At 62.3% G+C, this 19887-nt stretch carries 16 protein-coding genes and 1 riboswitch; of the genes, 9 read left to right on the plus strand and 7 right to left on the minus strand.

The annotated features are described in order from the left end of the window. Positions 1 to 117: 117 nt before the first annotated feature. Both K3152_RS12555 and K3152_RS12560 read left to right on the plus strand, forming a co-directional pair. Positions 118 to 4215 (plus strand): calcium-binding protein, encoded by a 4098-nt coding sequence (locus K3152_RS12555; protein ID WP_221574482.1) that lies wholly within the window; start codon positions 118 to 120, stop codon positions 4213 to 4215. Between the two features lie 172 nt (positions 4216 to 4387). Beyond that, positions 4388 to 8092, plus strand: coding sequence for a calcium-binding protein (locus K3152_RS12560; protein ID WP_221574483.1), 3705 nt, complete (start codon positions 4388 to 4390; stop codon positions 8090 to 8092). 70 nt (positions 8093 to 8162) lie between these two features. On the opposite strand, the gene K3152_RS12565 is transcribed toward K3152_RS12560, so the two are convergent. Then, positions 8163 to 11138 carry a hypothetical protein gene (locus tag K3152_RS12565; protein WP_221574484.1) on the minus strand — a complete coding sequence of 992 codons (2976 nt, stop codon included), beginning with the start codon at positions 11136 to 11138 and terminating at the stop codon, positions 8163 to 8165. 144 nt (positions 11139 to 11282) lie between these two features. Beyond that, a riboswitch (TPP riboswitch) is annotated at positions 11283 to 11391 on the plus strand. 34 nt (positions 11392 to 11425) lie between these two features. Between K3152_RS12565 and thiC the strand changes: the two genes are divergently transcribed. The 3 genes from thiC to K3152_RS12580 are packed head-to-tail and all read left to right on the plus strand — an operon-like array spanning position 11426 to position 14291. Beyond that, complete coding sequence (gene thiC, locus K3152_RS12570; protein WP_221574485.1) at positions 11426 to 13324, plus strand: phosphomethylpyrimidine synthase ThiC; 1899 nt, start codon at positions 11426 to 11428, stop codon at positions 13322 to 13324. After that, positions 13321 to 13704: a hypothetical protein gene (locus tag K3152_RS12575; RefSeq protein WP_221574486.1), complete on the plus strand. Its 384-nt coding sequence runs from the start codon at positions 13321 to 13323 to the stop codon at positions 13702 to 13704. The genes thiC and K3152_RS12575 overlap by 4 nt, the downstream gene beginning before the upstream one ends. Beyond that, positions 13704 to 14291, plus strand: coding sequence for a DUF2199 domain-containing protein (locus K3152_RS12580; protein WP_221574487.1), 588 nt, complete (start codon positions 13704 to 13706; stop codon positions 14289 to 14291). The genes K3152_RS12575 and K3152_RS12580 overlap by 1 nt, the downstream gene beginning before the upstream one ends. 117 nt (positions 14292 to 14408) lie before the next feature. Here the strand turns inward: K3152_RS12580 and K3152_RS12585 are convergent, their stop codons facing one another. Both K3152_RS12585 and K3152_RS12590 read right to left on the minus strand, forming a co-directional pair. Continuing rightward, positions 14409 to 14843, minus strand: coding sequence for a hypothetical protein (locus K3152_RS12585; RefSeq protein ID WP_221574488.1), 435 nt, complete (start codon positions 14841 to 14843; stop codon positions 14409 to 14411). Positions 14844 to 14898: 55 nt separating this feature from the next. Beyond that, positions 14899 to 15357: a YaiI/YqxD family protein gene (locus K3152_RS12590; protein WP_221574489.1), complete on the minus strand. Its 459-nt coding sequence runs from the start codon at positions 15355 to 15357 to the stop codon at positions 14899 to 14901. A 213-nt stretch (positions 15358 to 15570) separates the two neighbouring features. Between K3152_RS12590 and K3152_RS12595 the strand changes: the two genes are divergently transcribed. The 4 genes from K3152_RS12595 to K3152_RS12610 all read left to right on the plus strand — a co-directional run bounded on the left by K3152_RS12595 (position 15571) and on the right by K3152_RS12610 (position 17363). Further along, a complete protein-coding gene (locus tag K3152_RS12595; protein WP_221574490.1) occupies positions 15571 to 15783 on the plus strand; it encodes a cold-shock protein in 213 nt (70 codons plus the stop codon). 62 nt (positions 15784 to 15845) lie between these two features. Further along, entirely contained in the window at positions 15846 to 16061 is a 216-nt protein-coding gene (locus K3152_RS12600; protein WP_221574491.1) for a hypothetical protein, read from the plus strand. Positions 16062 to 16287: 226 nt separating this feature from the next. After that, entirely contained in the window at positions 16288 to 16632 is a 345-nt protein-coding gene (locus tag K3152_RS12605) for an HPF/RaiA family ribosome-associated protein (RefSeq protein ID WP_221574492.1), read from the plus strand. A gap of 155 nt (positions 16633 to 16787) precedes the next feature. After that, a complete protein-coding gene (locus K3152_RS12610) occupies positions 16788 to 17363 on the plus strand; it encodes a fasciclin domain-containing protein (protein WP_221574614.1) in 576 nt (191 codons plus the stop codon). Positions 17364 to 17438: 75 nt separating this feature from the next. Here K3152_RS12610 and K3152_RS12615 read toward each other — a convergent pair whose 3' ends face one another. The 4 genes from K3152_RS12615 to K3152_RS12630 all read right to left on the minus strand — a co-directional run bounded on the left by K3152_RS12615 (position 17439) and on the right by K3152_RS12630 (position 19713). Continuing rightward, the gene (locus K3152_RS12615; RefSeq protein WP_221574493.1) at positions 17439 to 17858 is read right to left on the minus strand and encodes a pyridoxamine 5'-phosphate oxidase family protein; all 420 of its coding nucleotides are present in this window, start codon (positions 17856 to 17858) and stop codon (positions 17439 to 17441) included. 71 nt (positions 17859 to 17929) lie between these two features. Beyond that, positions 17930 to 18355 carry an ion channel gene (locus tag K3152_RS12620; protein WP_221574494.1) on the minus strand — a complete coding sequence of 142 codons (426 nt, stop codon included), beginning with the start codon at positions 18353 to 18355 and terminating at the stop codon, positions 17930 to 17932. 12 nt (positions 18356 to 18367) lie between these two features. Then, positions 18368 to 19048, minus strand: a complete 681-nt coding sequence (locus K3152_RS12625) for a hypothetical protein (protein WP_221574495.1) — start codon at positions 19046 to 19048, stop codon at positions 18368 to 18370. Positions 19049 to 19125: 77 nt separating this feature from the next. Then, the gene (locus K3152_RS12630) at positions 19126 to 19713 is read right to left on the minus strand and encodes a hypothetical protein (protein ID WP_221574496.1); all 588 of its coding nucleotides are present in this window, start codon (positions 19711 to 19713) and stop codon (positions 19126 to 19128) included. Between the last annotated feature and the right edge of the window lie 174 nt (positions 19714 to 19887).

A 19887-nucleotide genomic window follows, 5' to 3' on the forward strand; every position in this document is an offset into this window, starting at 1 on the left:
CATGATTTCGGAAGGCTTTCGAAGAACAGTTGTGCCGAATACTTGAATGAGGGATTATGTTGTCGGAGGGGTCGCGCATTCCGGCGATTCCCGAAAGGTCGGAGGGGTTAGGGTCGCATGGCACAGATCGATGGAACGTCGGGCAACGACAATCTCGTGGACACGCCGGAAGACGACGTGGTCAAGGGCGGTGCGGGTAACGACACCTTCTCCAGCAGCGAAGGTGATGATGTCGCTTACGGCGAGGGCGGTGACGATACCCTCTCCTCCTACGCCGGCGACGACCGGTTCTTCGGCGGCGGCGGCAACGATCTGCTCTATGCCCTGCGCTATTACGGCGAGCCGGCCAGCACGATCCGTTTCGATGCGGGGGCCGGAAACGATTTCCTCGAAGCCAATATCTCCAACGGCTCGATAGTCACTCTGATAGGCGGCTTGGGTGACGACACGTTCTACGCCTCGGGCTGGGGCGGGACCATCATCGCCGACGGAGGGGACGGCGCGGATGTCTTCAACCTCGAGATTGACAGCCTTGTCTATACGCTCACGCTCGGCGCGGGCGTGGACACGATCCACCTGCAAGGCTCGGGCGGCTACGACCTTGCCGAATTGATCACTGTCACCGACTTCGAGACGGGCGCCAACGGCGATGTGCTGGACATGCGCGAGTTCCTCGAGATGCTTTTCGGGTCTGCGCAGGAAAACCCGTTCGCGCAAGGATACATGCAGCTGGTCCAATCGGGCGCCGATACCTTGCTCCAGATCGACCAGTGGCAGGAAGGCGCGTGGACGACGTTCATCACCTTCAAGGATACGCAGCTCGGCGACTTCACTTACCAGAACCTAGGCTACACGCCCGACGGCAGCCCCATCCCGGGCGAAATCTGGGTCGGTACGGAAGGCAATGATGTCCGGCAGGGCACGGACTATAACGACGACCTGCGCGGCATGGGCGGCGACGACATCATCGGCGGTGGATTCGGCGATGATGCCATCCTTGGAGGAGCAGGGCACGACCGCCTGTTCGGCGAGGCGGGCGACGACCTTATCTACGGCGAAGGCGGCAACGACATCATCTCGGTCGGGACCGGGACGGACGTGGCCTATGGCGGCGGCGGAAATGACACTCTGACCGCCAATCACGATTTCAACGCCAGCTTCGAGGACGTCGCCCGGCTTTACGGCGGGGGAGGCGACGACTTGGTGGTCGCCATCTCCGACGGCGGCACAACCATAAACATGTTCGGCGGAGACGGAGCCGATACGCTCCAAATCAGTGGCAGCTTCGGACAGGTCAACGCCGATGGCGGCGCAGGCAACGATCTGGTCGAGGTTTCGCCCTTCGGCGTCGGGTCGAGGATTACGCTTGGCACCGGCACCGATACGGTGCGCCTGACCAGCGGCTTCGGCAATCTGGCCGGCGGTGTGGTCATCACGGATTTCGTCGCCGGTGACGCGGGCGACACGCTCGATTTTTCCGAAGTGCTCTCTTACTTCGACCAGAGCTGGGACGGCCAGAGCAACCCCTTCCGCGGCGAATACATGCGCCTGCGGCAGGACGGCAGCGATACCGTGCTCGAATACAGCTATGGCGGTGTCAACGCGCCAGATATGTACGAGGCCATCGTCCGCTTCGAGAACACCCAGGCGAGCGCGTTCACGAGCTTCAACTTCGGCTTCGCGCCCGACGGCAGCTATCCCCCGGGCGAGGTCTGGTCGGGGACCTCCGGCCCCGACGTCTACGAAGGGACGCCGGGGAGCGACACAATTTATGCCATGGGCGGAGACGACTGGATTCGCGCCTATGACGGTGACGATGTCATCTACGCCGGTGGCGGCAACGATACGATCGACGGGGGCGACGGAGCCGACACCATCTACGGCGGCGCCGGCAACGATACCATCGACGACTGGGGCAATGGCATCGGCAACGACTTCATCGATGCCGGCGATGGCGACGACGTCGTCACCATCATCCACTCGGTCGCAGGCCCTGACGAGCAGTTGGGCATCGTCCTCGGGTCGGGCAATGACACGCTCTATGTTTACCAGTCCGGTTCGGCCCGCAACCTCGTTTATGGCGGCGCTGGCAATGATTACGTGTGGTATGCCGCACGCCAGGGCCATGCCGTGATGAATGGCGGTGGCGGCGACGACACCTTCGAAATCTTCCTCACCGGATCGACCTATGAATTCACGCTTGGTGGAGGCGCAGACCTCGTCCGCTTTGGCGGCCAGATCGAGCAGGGCCGCTATAGCGATGCGGTGATCATCAACGACTTCACGGTCGGCCCCCAAGGCGACCGGCTCGACCTCGAACCGCTGACCTACGCCAGCTACATCAACATCAATTCCTGGAATCCCTTCGCGACCCAGAGCGCACGGCTCATCCAGGTCGGCGGCGACGCCATCATCCAGTTCGATGTCTACAAGACCGGCAACTGGGAAAACATCGTCGTCCTGAAGAACGTCGACATCGGCACCTTCACCGACAGCTACAACCTCGGCTACGACCCGGGCACCCGCACGCTCTATGGCACCGAGGGTGCGGACACGCTGAACGGCCTTTGGGGCAACAACAAGGTGTTCGGCTATGCCGGCAACGACATCCTGCGCGGCAAGGGCGGTGACGACACGCTCGACGGCGGCATGGGCGACGACCAGCTGATCGGCGGCATCGGCGACGACACCATGTACGGCCAGGACGGCAACGATGTCATGGATGCCGGCTCCGGTAACGACTGGCTCGAAGGCGGCGCGGGCGACGACAAGCTCTACAGCGCGTCGGGCAACAACATTTTCGACGGCGGCGACGGCAACGACACGCTGCTCGGCGGCAGCGGCAGCGACATCGCCTATGGCGGCGCTGGCAAGGATGTCCTGCGTGGCCGGTCGGGCGACGACGAGCTTCACGGCGGCGCCGATTACGACATCCTCACCGGCGGCTGGGGCAACGACGTCCTGTATGGCGGCGAAGGCGGCGACCGCATGCTGGGCGAAGGCGGCGGCGACCGCATGTTCGGCGGCCTTGGCAACGACACCATGTTCGGTGGCGGCGGTATCGACTTTATCCAGGGCGATGAAGGCAACGACACCATCGACGGCGGCGACGGCGATGATTCAATCTATGCCGGTGACGGCGCCGACACGGTCGATGGTTCTGCCGGCAATGATTACATCGAGGGAAATCTCGGCGACGATATCCTTCGCGGGGGGCTGGGCGCTGACCAGCTGCGCGGCGACGAGGGGCTCGACCAGCTCTTCGGCGGAGACGGCAACGACGAGCTTTGGGGCGGCGACAACGGCGACAAGCTATACGGCGAAAACGGCGACGACGTGATGCACGGCGAGGCCGGGAACGATCGCTTGTATGGCGGTGACGGTGTCGACGTCCTTTATGGCGGCACGGGCAATGATTTGCTCGAAGGCGGCCTGTTGCAGGACGCGCTGTTCGGCGACGAGGGTGAAGACACGCTTTCGGGCGGCGCTGGCGACGATGTCATCGACGGCGGGGCCGACGATGACGAAATCGATGGCGGCGACGGCGCCGACCTCATCCTCGGCGGGGCCGGAAGCGACGTTATCCTTGCAGGTCTTGGCGATGATGATGTTGCCGGAGAAGACGGCAACGACCTCATCTACGGCGGCGGCGGCCACGACTTCCTGATCGGCGGCGACGGAAGTGACGAGCTCTACGGAGAGGATGGCGACGACTTGCTCGTCGGCGGCGATCGCGGCGATCGCATTTACGGCGGCGCGGGGACCGACATCATCTTCGGCGGCGGCGGTTCGGACCGCCTTTGGGGCGGCGAGGGTGTCGACATTTTCGTCTTCGATACCGCGCTGGGCATCGACAATGTCGACGAGCTGGGCGACTTCCGGTTCTACGAAGACGCCATCGTTCTCGACCTCAGCGTATTTTTCGGCATTGGCGCGGAAGGCGTGCTCTCTGCGAGCAAGTTCCACGCGGGCACCAATGCCACCAGCACGAGCCACCGCATCATCTACGACGCGAACACCGGCCAGCTGTGGTACGATGCGGACGGCAGCGGCAGCGGTGCCAAGATCCTGTTTGCCAAGCTGACACCGGGCTCTGCGCTCGAAGCCTCCAACATCGAGGCCTATTTCCTCGAAGAAACGGCTTCACTGGGTGATGGCGGGACCGCGTGGCACTCGGGAGATTTCCTCACCGGCGCGGAAACGCCGGTTCTCTAATACACCGGCAACGTAATTCTTGACCGCCAAGCGGCGCGCGAAAAAATTCGGGCGTCGCTTCGGTGTATTTTGGCAACGTCTTCATTCATTCCCGTGATATTCCTGACCACAGGCTAGACAAACCTTGCGCGCCTCGCATGTTACGGGTCGAATTTTTTGTGGGGTCGCAATCATGACAAATATTACCGGCACGGCCGGAGACGATTTTTTTTGGGATACCGACGGGGACGATACCGTAAACCTGCTCGCAGGTGACGATACGCTCAACTCGACCAGGGGGAACGACACCGCGTACGGCGGAGACGGTAGCGACACCCTGTATTCCAACAAAGGCGATGACCGTTTCTACGGGGAGGCTGGCGATGACACATTGCGTGTCTGGCGAGACGGTGAGGGTTCCGACACCGTCCTTGTCGATGGCGGGGCCGACAACGATTCATTCGTTATAACTGTCAGCGGTTCTAACAATTCGAATGTGACTGCGCTCGGAGGCACGGGCGATGACCGCTTTACGCTTGAGGGCAGAAGTGCGACCGGGGTAACGGTCACGGCGGACGGCGGCGACGGCAACGATTATTTCTCTGTAGCAGTCGAAGGGTTGACCTACACACTCACGCTGGGCGCGGGCATCGATACGGTCCGTCTCACCAAGATCTACCGACACCGGCCTGTGGACGAAGACATCACGGTTACAGACTTCGAGACTGGTATCGACGGCGATCGTATCGATTTCGACTACCTCCTCTCGAATGAGAGCGCCTGGGACAGGGAGAGCAATCCGTTTGTCCAGGGTTTCATACGTCTGGTGCAATCGGGCGACGACACTCTTGTGCAGTTCGACCTGGGGCAGGTTGGAGCGTGGGAAACGCTGATCACTCTTCAAAACGTGCAAGCGACCGAAGTCGGCTATTACAACCTCGGCTGGACCACCGATGGTTCGCAAGTTCCGGGGGAAACGTGGACGGGAACCGAGGGTGACGACGAATATAACGGCACAGAGCGCGGGGACACCGTACGCGGCCTTGGCGGTGTAGACCGCCTTTGGGGTCTGGATGGCGATGACATCATGTTTGGCGGCCCTCAGGGCGACTACCTGTGGGGCGGTAATGGCGGTGATACACTCTACGGAGAAGGTGGGGATGACTCGCTCATAGGCGCCGCCGGTGACGATATCCTGTATGGTGGTGGAGGAAATGACGGCTTGTCTTTGGGTGAAGGCAGCGGCCGAGCTTATGGGGGAGCCGGCAACGATACTTTGGGCATCTTCCTGTCTCCCTATCAGAACGAAGCCGAACAGGCGTTTCTGGACGGCGGCGACGGCGATGACACTATTCTTCTCGATTTCGACGGAAACATAAGTGTCACCGCGCTTGGCGGAGAAGGTGCAGACGTCATTTCCTCAAGCGTCTTCACAAGCAGTTCCTCAAGCATCGTGATTGACGGCGGGGCAGGCGACGATGTGATCGAACTGCTGCCTGCCGGGGGCTACGAAATTACCTTGGGAGATGGTTCGGATACGCTCCGTTTCCTGGCATCTATGGTTTCAACGGTCTACCAACGGCCGATCCAGATTACCGACTTCGACACGTCACCCGGCGGCGACGTTCTCGACATGGACGAGTTCTGGAACAACCTGCGCCGCCAAATGGACCTGCCGGACAATCCCTTCCGCAACGGGAACTTTCGTCTCGTCCAGCAGGGGGATGATGTACATCTCGAATACAGCGACACGGGAGGAAGAGACCCCGAAGATTACTATCCCTTCGCCGTTTTCCAGAACACCAACGTAGCCGATTTCAATTCCGATAATCTGGGTCACAACCCAGATGGCAGCGACCCGGAAGGCATCACTTTCGAAGGCTCTGACGACGCCGAGGTGATAGCTGGGACATTTGGAGCCGATACGATCCGTGGCGGTGGCGGCGACGACGTCATCGAAGGGGCAGGCAGCGACGACATTATCTACGGCGGAGACGGCAATGACATTATCGATGGCGGCGCTGGCAACGACTTGCTCTATGGGGGGGCGGGCGATGACAGCATCACCGACTACGGCAATGGGTTCGGAAACGATTTCATCGACGCGGGAGCCGGAAACGATACTGTTGAAATCGGCCATGGCAACAATGGCGAGCAGGAAAGCCTGTTCATCAATCTGGGTGCCGGCAATGACGAACTGAACGTCCGTTATTCGGCCAGCGTCCTCACCTACATTTATGCTGGTGGTGGAGACGACACCATTCTGTACACTAGCGGCCAAGGTACTGTCGAAATCTATGGCGGTGGTGGAAACGACGAGATCACATTCTCGATGTGCGGCGCAGACTATCGCATCAGTGGCGGTGCTGGCCAGGACCGTTTGATCCTGCGGTACACCTCGAATTATGGCGAGTGGGCAGACCACATAGTGATAGCCGATTTCGAGACCGGCGAGGCGGGCGACACTTTTGACTTCGCTGCCTACTTCGAGCGAAAATTCAGTTACCTCTCCGCATGGAACCCCTTCACCACCCAAAGCCTGAGGCTGGTTCAGGAGGGCGAAAATGCCCTGTTGGAAGTGGATGTCTCAGGGTTCGGAGGGTACAGTACGATTGCAGTCTTCGAAGGCGTTGACATCGGTACTGTGACCACGTCCAATTTCAGCTGGGACCCCGGCACGCTGTCCTTCTACGGCAGCGAGGCCGGAGATACGCTGAAAGGCCTGTGGGGTAACAACTCCATGTATGGCTATGCGGGCGACGACACCATGTCGGGCCAGGCCGGCGACGATACGCTCTTCGGCGGGGACGGCTTCGATTCCCTCTCCGGTCAGGTCGGTAACGATACGCTCGATGGCGGGGCGGACGACGACTTCCTCAACGGCGGGAAGGGCAATGATACCCTCATCGGCGGAACCGGAAACGACGAGCTCTTCAGCTGGCTGGGCGATAACCACTTCGACGGCGGCGACGGCGACGACAAGATCATCGGCGGCGGCGGTATCGACACTGCTTTCGGCGGGCTTGGCGACGACATCATCCGCGCCAAGGCGGGAGACGACGAACTCCATGGCGGAGCAGGCGCCGATTCCATGTCCGGCGGCTGGGGCGAAGACCTCATGCATGGTGACGATGGCGACGACACCATGAACGGCGAAGGCAATGTCGACACCATGTACGGCGGCCTCGGCAGTGACTTCATGCGCGGCGGAGACGGCGCGGACACCCTCCATGGCGAAGACGGCAACGACTTCATCGAGGGCGGCAATGCGAACGATGCGATCTACGGCGGCGCGGGCAACGACAAGCTCTTCGGCGAGGCGGGCCATGATTATATCGAAGGCGGCGACGGTGCCGACCGTATTTACGGCGGTTTCGGCGACGACACTCTGTTCGGCGATGGCGGCTGGGATGTCATCGACGGCGGAGATGGCTACGATGTCCTGCTGGGCGGCGCGGGTTCGGACACGCTCACGGGCGGTGCGGGTGTGGACGTGTTCATTTTCAACACGGCGCTGGGTGCAGGCAATGTCGATACCATCACCGATTTCAACGTTAGCGAGGACGGCATCGTTCTCGATCGCGATGTCTTCGCAGGCATCGCGCAATCGGGTGTCCTGTCGGCATCGGCCTTCCACGAGGGCTCGTCGGCAGCCGATGCCAGCGACCGCATCATCTACCACAAGACCACAGGCGAGATTTTCTACGACGCCGATGGCAGTGGCGGCGGGGCAGCAGTTCTCTTCGCCAAGGTCACCGCGGGCACACAGCTGTCTGCGGCCAATTTCGAAGCCTATTATCTGCAACAGGCTGCCGAGATGCCCAAGGAGGCGGCTGCGGCGAGCTTGCCCGACTTCCAGCCGGTCGAGCCATTGAGCCTCGATATTTTCGCGATCTAGTCAGGACTGGAATGTCAAAAGTGGGCCGCAGCTTGAATGCTGTGGCCCACTTTACAATTGCTGCCCTGTTTCAGAAGCCGAACAGGACGCTGGCCCGCGTGCCCACATCGCCGTCGGCAGTGTTGCCGCTGGCCGAGACGGTCACATAGACGTCTTCGGCCACCGCGCCGGTGAGGCTGCCCGCAAAGGCCTGCGTGCCGCGATAGTTCGCGACCGAGCCAGCCAGAGAAATGGTCTTGCCCGGCGCAATGGCAGGTGCGCCCATGGCCATGGCCGAGGCGATCCCGCCGCGCGTGGCGGAATCCAGTTCCTCGAGCCGGAAGTTCGTATCCGCAAGCCCGCTTTCCAGCATGGCGACATCGGCAGACAGCATGGCAAACTGCTCGTCGGTGACGGCGGCGATAGTGTTCATCTGCGCGCGCAGCTGATCGAAGCCTGCCGAGACGCTCGACTGGCTGGCGACCGCCGTGCGGCCGAGCACACCATTGGCATCGGCGGTCACCGTGTAGATGGCACCCTGCTGGCGCGCATTGCCTTCTTCCAGCCCGGCCACGACCGTCGCGGTGCCACTGGTGCCGAGCATGATCTGGTTGGCGTTTGTCGTTTGCGCGTTCTGGCCGATTGCTGTCGAGCCATTGAGCGTGGCTCGCGCGTTCTGGCCCACCGCAGTCGACCCTGCTCCGGTCGCGACCGAGGCTTCGCCGATTGCCGTGCCCTGGTAGCCCGCTGTTGCCGCATAGCCGATTGCGGTGCCGCGCGACTGGGAACTGGAACTGCCACCCATGGCCAGCGCGCCGAACCCTGCCGCACTCGATGCACGCCCTAGGGCAAGCGTTCGCTGACCTGTCGCCGAAGCGTCGGTGCCGATTGCCATGGCGTGGAATTCGGTTGCCTGCGCACGGCTGCCCAGAGCGAAAGCCTGTCCCCCTGTAGCCTGCGCGCCATAGCCGAGCGCGACCGAGAGGTTGGTGGCAGCATTGGCATCGGTGCCGATGGCCGTCGCGCCGAGCCCGGCAGCCTGGGCGCCGAGTGCATCCTCGCCCTCGAGCCCGTCCCCGCCGATGGCGAGCGCGTATTCGCCCGTTGCTCCTGCCAGGCCGCTTGCTGCGCCGGTCGCGAACTGGGCCAGTTCGGCAGAATTCGCTGCGGCGCTGCTTTGCAGGTCGGAGATAGCATTCGCGTTTACGACCGTCGCCGCGAGGGCAGTGTCGGCAACATCCTGCGCCGTGTTGGCTGCGGCAAGTGCTGTATTGGCGGTGTCCAGTGCGGTGGAGGCATCACTCCCCGCGCTGCCGATCACCGCATCAACATAGGCTTTGGTCGCTGCATCGGTGTCATCGATCGGTGCGGCGACATTGGTCAACCGCCTCAGGATTTCGGTCTCGTTGAAATCGATTGACCCATTGCCGTTGCGGTCTTCCTCGGCGCGGCCGAAAGAAACCGTCAATTCCTCATCGCTGCGCGAACTGGCGCCGATCGCGATGGCATTGAATGCAAGTGCTTGCGCTCCTGTGCCGATCGCGATGGCATTTGTCTCTGCGGCATTGGCCTGTTGGCCCAAGGCGAGCGAGTAGTATTGGCTTGCGCGTGTGCTAGTGCCTATGGCGATGCCTCCATAGGAACCTGCTTCGGTGGTGGCTCTTGACCCGATAGCAATACTGCTGGAGCCATCTGAAACCGCATCGGTTCCCATCGCGATGGAGCTTGAACCGTTCGCTTCGGCGGCAGAACCCTGGGCTATGGCTTCATAGCCTGTCGCGATGGAATCCATGCCGATTGCGATGGCGCCATATTCCGAAGCGCGTGCACCGAGTTCTTGGAAATCGCCGCTGTCGCCGCCTATGGCGATGGCTCCCTCTCCGCTGGTTGTGGTTTGCGGACCAAGCGAGACGGACTGAAGGCCAACCGCCCGGGCACCATATCCGATTGCCATGGCGTAGGCTGCATTCGTGGCATCCTCATCATCGATGCCCGCAAATGCGTTTGCGCCCAAGACGATTGTGTAATCGTCATAGCCATTGGCAAAGCTACCGAGCGCGACGCTGCGCATTCCTTCGGTTCCAGCCGCATAGCCCATTGAGATCGCATATTGTGCGCTGGTGAGAGCATTGGCGCCGATCGCGATGTTCCGTTCGCCCGATTGGTTCGCATCCGCGCCTATGGCTATCCCGAATAAACCATTCGCGACGGCGCCTATGCCGTCGAGGTTCTCGGCATCTGTGCCGATGGCGATGCTCCTGTTGCCGATGGCATTGGAGAAAACGCCCAGGGACAGCGAGTCTTGGCCATCTGCGCTGGCCATCTGGCCGATCGCAACTCCGCCGATCCCGTTAGCGCTTGAAGACACGCCGAGTGCGACCGCTTGCGCGCCGAGCGTCTCGGCATTGGTGCCGATAGCAATGCCATTCCGCCCGAGGGTGTGGGTGTCCATACCGATCGCGATGCTGGTCGGACCTTCTGCAAATGCACCGCGTTCATCTTCGTCCCCGCCGTCTGCGCCAATAGCGATGGCGCCGATGGCTACGGCTTGAGCCGATTCACCAATGGCCGTGGTCGATACTTCGGAAGCAAGAGCAAAACTCCCAAGCGCGACCGACCAAATACTCGCGGCATTGGCCTCATTGCCAATCGAAACCGAGTAAATGCTGCTTACCTGAGCCTCATTGCCAATGGCGACCGAGTAGGGGCCGGTCGCGGCGGCCTGATATCCAATCGCGATACTGTAGCCGGAATTGCTGTTGACGTCTGCCCATGCGCCAATGGCGATGCCGCCCGTATCGAAAACACCGGCCTCGTAGCCGAATGCCGATGCGTAGGATGGTGTCGTCAAGTCATTGTCGCTGTCGGTTGCTTCGGCAAAGCCGCCACACGCGATCGCTGTTAATTCGTTGTCCGCTTCGGCAAAGCCGTCTCCGTCTGGCGCTTGGTTCGGGTCGTCATTGGATTCGAGAATACACTCGTCGGCTTTTGCAGGAGTGGCTGAAAGCCCGACCATCGCTGCGCCAGCGAGCAGGGTCAGGCGGATGGAACGAGGTGGCATGGACATGGTAAGGCTCCCCTCGCGGGGTGTCGCGGGAATCCTTCCCGACCTCTAACCTCCCGCATTGATTAAGATTTTACCCCAAGTTCTGCGTCAAACCTTGTAAGCGCGCGACAAGCTGGACGATGCGACGTGTTGCGCCTACAAAGCACGCCATCCCCGGGGAGCGCGCGTGCGCTGAGAGGGAGGTCTCGCACCCTCCGACCCGTCGAACCTGAACCGATTAGCATCGGCGGAGGGAGTGGAGCGGCGCCAGGTAACCGCTCTCCGTCCGCCTTATGGAGAGAGCACGCATGGCCGACATCAACAGCAAATTCGACATCGGCGTCACCACCGGTCCCATCCGCGGCAGCCGCAAGGTCCATGTCGGCGCCAAGTCGGGCAGCGGCATACAGGTCGCCATGCGCGAGATCGATCTCGAGGGCGGTGAACCCAGCGTGCGCGTCTACGACACCTCCGGCCCCTATACCGATCCCGATGCCACCATCGACATCCGCAAAGGCCTCGAACAGAAGCGCCGCGAGTGGATCATGGCCCGCGGCGATGTCGAGGAATATGACGCGCGCGAAGTGAAGCCCGAAGATAACGGCCAGCTCGGCCCCGACCGCAGTGGCGGCGTCCCCGGCTTCCCCAATGTCGCCAAAAAGGTGCTGCGCGCCAAGCCGGGCATGAACGTCAGCCAGATGCACTACGCCCGTCGCGGCATCATCACGCCCGAGATGGAATATGTCGCCGAGCGCGAGAACCTGGGCCGCGAAATGCTGCGCGACGAAGCCGCCCGCCTCACCGCGCGCAACGATGGCCAGCCCTGGGGCGCCGAGTTGCCCGACTATGTGACGCCGGAATTCGTGCGTGACGAAGTCGCCCGCGGCCGTGCGATCATTCCCAACAACATCAACCACCCTGAGACGGAGCCGATGGCGATCGGGCGCAACTTCCTCGTCAAGATCAACGCCAATATCGGCAACTCCGCCGTGGCATCCGACGTGGCGGCAGAGGTCGACAAGATGGTCTGGTCGATCCGCTGGGGCGCGGATACGGTCATGGACCTTTCGACTGGCCGCAACATCCACGACACGCGCGAATGGATCATCCGCAACAGCCCCGTCCCCATCGGCACCGTGCCGATCTACCAGGCGCTGGAGAAAGTCGGCGGCATTGCCGAGGACCTGACCTGGGAAATCTTCCGCGACACGCTGATCGAACAGGCCGAACAGGGCGTCGACTATTTCACCATCCACGCCGGCGTGCGCCTGCCCTATGTCCCGATGACCGCGAAACGCGTCACCGGCATCGTGTCGCGCGGCGGCTCGATCATGGCGAAATGGTGCCTCGCGCATCACAAGGAAAGCTTCCTCTACGAACGCTTCGACGAGATCACCGAGATCATGAAGGCCTATGATATCGCCTATTCGCTGGGCGACGGCCTGCGCCCCGGCAGTATCGCCGACGCCAATGACGAAGCCCAGTTCGCCGAGCTCTACACGCTGGGCGAACTCACCAAGCGCGCCTGGGAGCAGGACGTGCAGGTGATGATCGAAGGCCCCGGCCACGTGCCGATGCACAAGATCAAGGAGAACATGGACAAGCAGCTCGAAGCCTGCGGCGAAGCGCCCTTCTACACGCTCGGGCCCCTCGTAACCGATATCGCGCCGGGTTACGACCACATCACCAGCGGCATCGGCGCGGCGCAGATCGGCTGGTACGGCACCGCCATGCTCTGCTACGTCACGCCCAAGGAACACCTCGGCCTGCCCGACCGCGACGATGTGAAAGTGGGCGTGGTGACCTACAAACTCGCCGCCCACGCAGCCGACCTCGCCAAGGGCCATCCGGCCGCCAAGGTCCGCGACGACGCATTGAGCAAGGCGCGCTTCGAATTCCGCTGGCGCGACCAGTTCAACCTCAGCCTCGACCCCGACACGGCCGAGCAATACCACGACCAGACCCTCCCCGCAGAAGGCGCCAAGACCGCCCACTTCTGCTCGATGTGCGGCCCGAAATTCTGCTCGATGAAGATCACGCAGGAAGTGCGTGACTTTGCGGCGAAGCAGAACTCGGACAGCTATCTGGCGAGCGAGAACATCAAGCGCGAGACCGGCGAGGACGAACGCGAGGTCGCGCAGGAAGGCATGGAGGAAATGGCCGAGAAGTACCGCGAGGGCGGCGATCTCTACATGCCCAGCAAGTGAGCGACATCGACTTCAGCAAGTACCGCGCCTTCCCGTGCGAAGAGTGGGCAATAGATGTTCGCCAGCGCCTCTCTGCGGCCTATCGAGAGTGTCGGTGCGCTCTTGACGGGAATTACCCGCGCATCTTTCTCACCGGGATCAAGTTGCCGCCAAGTGTGAGTCAGGAGACGTACAAGCAGGTTTCCGAGGCTTATCGCGCGGAGATCGAAGGCGAACCGGAAATCGCCGAGCTCCTCGCACAGGCGCGGTCACGCGGGATTGATATCGGCTGGGGCGGTTATAGCGATCCGACAGGCGAGGAAGTCAGCTTGGAGATCGTGGTGACGGAAGACACGGAAGCGCGGCTACGCGATTGGCTCGGCACGGAGGGGGTCGGTTAATGGTCTTCGGGTTCGGCAAGCAGAAGCGCGTCAGCGCTGCCGATCAGCTCGCGTCGGGGAAATGGAAGTGCGTCAGCTGTGACGAGTGGCATAGGTGGCCCTTCGACCTTGCCGCTTTTGCACCCGATCCGTGGCCGCACGAGGTAGCCTACGAGCAGAACGGCGATTTGCGCTTCGATGGCGATTTCCTGTCTGAGGACTTCTGTATCCTTGGCGGCAAGCACTTCATGGTGCGCGCGATCCTTCCCGTGTCGGTGATCGGCGTGCCCGGCGAGTTCGCATTCGGATGCTGGAGCACACTGAGCGAGACGAATTTCGACAAATATATCGACGGCTTCGACGCCGGTGAGTACCCGGACGCGCCGCAATGGACCGGTTGGCTGATGAACCGGCTTGCGGACCTCGCGCCGGGGGCGGAGCCGCTAGGAGTGATCGTCCAGCCGCAGCCTGGACGCCAGCGCCCGATGCTATGGGTGCAGGACGAGGAGCATCCACTAGCGATCGCGCAATCCGAGGGCATCACAGCCGAGCGGATGTTGGAGGTATTCGGCCACTACGGCCACGCACCAGCCGCAACTGAAGGCTGAAGCAGGGCTACCCCACCGGAACCAGCTTCTCCACCAGCGCCCTGAGTTCGCTCGGCGTGGTGTGGCCGGCGACGATCTCGTGATAGCCGATGCCCGCCTTGCGCAGCGCTTCCTTCTTCACCGCATCGCGCGCGGCGTGAATTTGGCTGAGTTCCCCCACCTAATCACACCGATACCGGCAACCGCCAGCAGAACCAGCCACAGCTTCGGATTGACCGTCCAGAAGTTCACGAAGAGCGCCGCATGCATCGCGGTATAGGCGGCGAGCCAGCCGAGGCCCCAGCTCCGGCGCAGAAGGGCACCGATCGCGCCGATCGAGACGACCATTCCCATTGCCCCGATATAGGCGAAATAGGCGGGCACCGAGAAGCCGACGAGGTTGACCTCTGCCGAGCCGAAAAAGGCGCGTGTGTCGGCCAGCGCCTCGACCGCTTCTCCGCCAAAATTCCACCATTCGGCCGCCTGTCCGATCATCAGCCCGCTCACACCTATCCGGATGAGCCCGGAGGCGAGGAAGACAAGGGCGACAAGGATGGCCAGCAAGCGTTTCATAGGGTGTATTGCTTACACAATACACAGGGTTCGTCAACGCCCAAGCGTGGGGGCATCACTTGCCCAATTTCACCAGCACCCGGTCCAGCGCTTGTAGAAAGTTCGACCGGTCCGCCTTGCTGAACGGCGGCGGGCCTCCGCCAACTCCGTCCATCCCGGCGCGTAGGTCCTCCATGATCGCGCGGGTGGCGATGGCGCTGCCGATGCTGGCGGCGTCGAAGGGTTTGCCATTGTGGCGCAGGACGTTTGCGCCCGCCTTTAGGCAGCGTTCGGCCAGCAGGATGTCGGCGGTGATGACTACGCTGCGCGGCCCCGCATTATCGGCAATCCAGTCATCCGCGGCATCGAAGCCGTCCGAGACCACCACGCGCTTCACACGCTCGCTCACCGGCACGCGGAAGGGGCTGTTGCTGACCACGCGGACATGCGCCTTGTGGCGCTGCGCCACGCGGTAGACCTCCTCCTTCACCGGGCAGGCATCGGCGTCGACGAGTATGGTGACGGGATCGCTCATGCAGCAATCGTTAGGCGTTTCGGCACTCCCGTGCTACCCAGCCCTTGCTGACGTCGAAATTTGCGACGGATGTCGAGATTTGAAGACCGCCGCTTGCCTTAGATGGCCCCGGCGCAAACCAGGCGACGATTTCCTTTCTTCGGACGATTTGATGCACGACCGGCGCGTATGTCGCGCGGCGGCAACCTTTAGCGTTCTCGAAAGGAACCGATCATGGCCAAGACTGGCACCGTAAAATTCTTCAACACCGACAAGGGCTATGGCTTCATCCAGCCCGACGACGGCTCTGCCGACAGCTTCGTCCACATCAGCGCCGTGCAGGCCGCCGGCATGCAGACGCTCGATAAGGAACAGCGCCTCAACTACGAAGTCGAGCAGGGCCGCAACGGCAAGGAAAGCGCCGTGAACCTCTCGGCTGCCGACTGATTATCCGGTCTCCCCTCCCGACGAGTGCGGGAGGGGAGCCACCCTCCTGCCCCGGAGCCCCCATGGCCCAGACTTACGAATTCTACGCCGCCCGCGCCGACGAGGCCCGCAAGGCCGCCGATGCCGCGACGCTCGACAATGTCCGGGATCGCGAACTGCGCGCGGCGAAATCGTGGGAAGAGCTGGCCGAACACGCCCGCGGCGTGGCCGAAGCGCGCGTGAAGGTCGAACGCGAAAAGCGTGAAGCCCGCGAGGCGGCAGGGGCGCTCGAAGCCTAGCTCTTTCCTACAGTATGAGGTGCGCGTTACGCCCCTCGCATGATGCTGTCCGACCTTCATGATTTGCGCAGGATTCCGCGGCCCGTGGCCCGACGGAGGTTTCCGCGCTGGACCGTGTTCCATCCGTTCCATCCTGTTGGATTGGGGATGCGAAATCGCTCGAAATTCGGGGAGCGGAACCCCATATCGATCGTTGGGAAGGAAAGATAACAAAGGAGAGTTCCCAATGCAGGTCCAGTTCAACTCCGACAGCAGCGTCATGGGCACCGAGAACGTGGCCGAGCGTATCGAGGCCCGTGTGCGCGACAAGCTCTCGCGTTTCGAAGGCCGGCTGACCCGGCTCGAAATCCATGTGCGCGACGAGAACGGTGCCAAGGGCGGGGGCGACGACAAGGCCTGCACGATCGAGGCAAGGCCGAGCGGGGGCAAGCCCATCGGGGTGACCGCCCATGCGGCCAAGGTCGACGATGCCGCCGGCAAGGCAGCCAACACGCTGGCTCAGCGCCTCGAGCGCCATTTCGGCAAGGGCGACAAGCACAAGCATGACGCACGTCCCGACAAGGTGATGTAAGAACTGGGGCGCGGCTCGTCCCGTATGAGGCGCGCTTCGCCATAGTTACGCCGGATTTCGAAACATCCGAATGTCTCTATCGTTCGTAACTTGAAGCAGCAGCCGGGTGAGCCGGCTGCATCGCGCTTATTCTACGAAAGAAAAAGGGACCTATCATTAACAAGATGACACTTGCGCTGGCGTCTGCCGCATCGCTCGCACTCGCCGCTTGTGGCGGGGAAGCTGAAGAGCCGGTGGCCGACGATACCGCCATGGCCGACCAGATGGCCAACGACACGGCCGAAACCGGCACGATCGTGGAGGTCGCGCAGGGCGACAGCCAGTTCTCGACGCTGGTCAGTGCCGTGACCGCAGCCGGCCTTGGCGAAACGCTGTCGGGCGAAGGTCCGTTCACCGTCTTCGCGCCGACCAACGACGCCTTCGGCAAGATTCCCGAAGCGACGCTGACCGAACTTACCACCAACGACACCGAAACGCTGGGCAACATCCTCCAGTACCACGTTGTCGAAGGCAATGTGGACGCCGCTACGCTGACGCAGGCAATCACCGATGCAGGCGATTCAGGCTATACGATCAACACCGTGGGTGGTGGCACCCTGACGGCCAATGTGGTCGACGGGAATGTCGTCCTCACTGATGCCGCAGGTGGCACCTCGACTGTGACGGCAACCGATGTCGCGGCTTCGAACGGCGTGATCCACGTCATCGATACCGTGCTGATGCCGCAGTAAGCGCGAGTAGCCAGACAACGAAAAGGCGGCCCCTCAACAGGGCCGCCTTTTTCGTGCTCGTTCTCAGAGTTGTGCTCAGAAAGTCAGTTGCCCTTCCTCGCGTCCCTCCCACCAGTCGATGCGCCTGGGTGAGACTTCGATCAGGATCAGCCCCTCGGTATCGAGGCCATTCTCGAACCAGGCTTCGAGGTCCGCAACCCAGTGCTTCTCCAGCACCTCGCGGTCGCGGTGAAGCCTGCCGGTGCCCTGGACCGCGCAGTAGAAGTCGCCGCTGCTGTAGGTCGCGCCGCACTGGTTCGACGTTTTCAAATCATCGTCGATACGGCCGTCGTCGGTGGCGAAGTGATAGGATGTGCCATCCTCCTCGCTCACATCCTTGTTGTTGGACATGGGGCGTGCGGCGATTGCTCCCTCGCTACCGGTCTTGGTAACGAGCATGGCGACATCGATGGATTTGAGCTTGCCGGCAATCTGGGAAAGCGAACGGTCGGACATTGGCTGCGACTCCTTCATAGGTGGGCGGTGAAGGAGTAACCGGCAGGGAGGCAACTCGTGCCCGCAAGGGCTCAGCGGCGGTTGAGCCGGGCGATGAGGGCGACGAAGAAGGCCGTGCTCCAGCCCAGCAGCAGGATGCCATTGATCCCCTCGATCGCGGCGACCAGCTGCCAGGCGCGGACGAGCCCCTCGTCGTCATAGCCGATCGTGCCGTAGGTGATGGTGCTGAAATAGACCGCCGTGTGCAGGTCCGGGAACGCTCCGCCCAAGTGGTAGAGTACCGCGTAAAGCCAGATTTCCAGACCGTGGATTGCAAACAGGCCCAGCACCACGCCGAAGGTCACGGCTACCCCCTGGGCGCTGAGCGGGGAAATGGCAGCCTCGCGTTCTTCCATACGCTCCAGCCGGAGGATGCGGCTGAGGAACACCAGTCCAAGGCCATGGATGGTCACGGTCACCAGGACCATTCCGGTTGCTATGGCGAGTTGCGCGAGCATCGGTGCCGCGCCTCAGGTCGCCGGTGCGCCGCGGAACTTGCGACCGGGCCAGCTTTCCGGCGAAAACCAGGCGCAGGCGATGTCCGGCCGCGCATCGGCAAGCGCCATGAACCCTTCGAAGGTCGATACGGCCTTGGCGCAGCTCAGTTTCTTCAGCTCGCGACAATTGATGAGCGCGGAGAGGTCCTTGTCGGCGATGCTGGTGCTGCACATCGAGAGCTCCTCGAAGGCAAATCCATCGAGCGGGTCGATACTCGCGAGCTTCTGGACGGTGTTGATGGAACCGTCGAGTTTCAGTCTGACCAGCCGGTCCTTCAGCGGGCGCATCCAGCGAAGGTCATAGAGGTGCTTGGCATTCTCGATGTCGAGCTGCGTGAGGTTCGGCAGCGCGAGGATAGGCGTGAAGTCGGTGATGTTGCGCGGGGAATCGATGCGCAGCCGCTTCAGCCGGGTCAGTCGCTGAAGCCCGTCGAGCGAGGTCGCGGTGGTGGGCCATTCGAGACTGAGGTCCTCCAGCGCGGTGAGCTGGCAGATCTCCTCGAAGAAATCCTGGTTCACCGCGCCCGCTATCAGCGTACGAAGCCGGGTACGGGTCGAAATGCCGCGGAAGCTGTTCTTGATGCGCATGTGCCGGCCCGTGGTCGCCTCGGGGGCGATGCCAAGGGTTGCACTGAATTCGTCGACATCGCTCATCACGGGTGAGACTGCCGCGTTTCCTTCGGCTTCGCAATGACCTTCCCCAGCCGGGTCGTTCCCGGCGTCCGACGCAATCAGTCGCGGCGCGCGAGCGCGGCAGATACGTCGATGGTCCGCGAATTGCCGATACTGGCCTCGTCGGCGGGTTGGGGTGCCGGTTCCTGCGCGACGACTTCTGCCGGTTCGGCGAGCGCCATCGGCGCTTCCGCGCGCGTCATGGCCGTTCGCTCGGGCTGGCCCGTGGGAGGCGCGGCCTGCTGTTGCGTCTGCACGTTCTCACTGCCGTGGAAGGCAAGCAGGCGTCGCTCGTGCTCGATACGTTCGGGGCTTGCGGTTTCGTAGAAATCGTAGCCCGCGTCCATATAGGCGCGCTCGTCATCGCGGCCTTCCCACCACAGGTCGCCGCCGCGGTCACGCATGCGGCCGTGGAGCGAGAGTTCAGCGACCTCGATGGTGCCGTCGGGAGTCTTGAGCGGATAATGGTCGGGCGGGCGCTTGCCGTCGCGCATGGCAGAGTTGGAAGCGCGCACGATGGGTGCTTCGGGCATGGTCTCGGTAAGGCCCCGCTTGAGGACCGGGCTGTCTCCGATGGTGGCGCCCGAAACGGCTCCGGCAATCGCCACCACCGCCACCGCGCCCAGGATATGGGGGGTGAATTTCATCGAATGTCTCCGCAAAAGCGTCTTGCCCAGGATAACGGCTGGTGCGCGGGGCGGGTTCCCGTTCCTAAGCCCCGGGTTGGCTTCATCCCTCTTTAACGACACCCGGTAAGCCCGCTGCAAAGCTTGGAGGCCACAGTTAATGCGATAGTGATATTTTTGCGCGATAAGCCCGGC

Origin of the sequence: Qipengyuania polymorpha, assembly GCF_019711435.1 — a bacterium.
GTDB lineage: Bacteria > Pseudomonadota > Alphaproteobacteria > Sphingomonadales > Sphingomonadaceae > Qipengyuania > Qipengyuania polymorpha.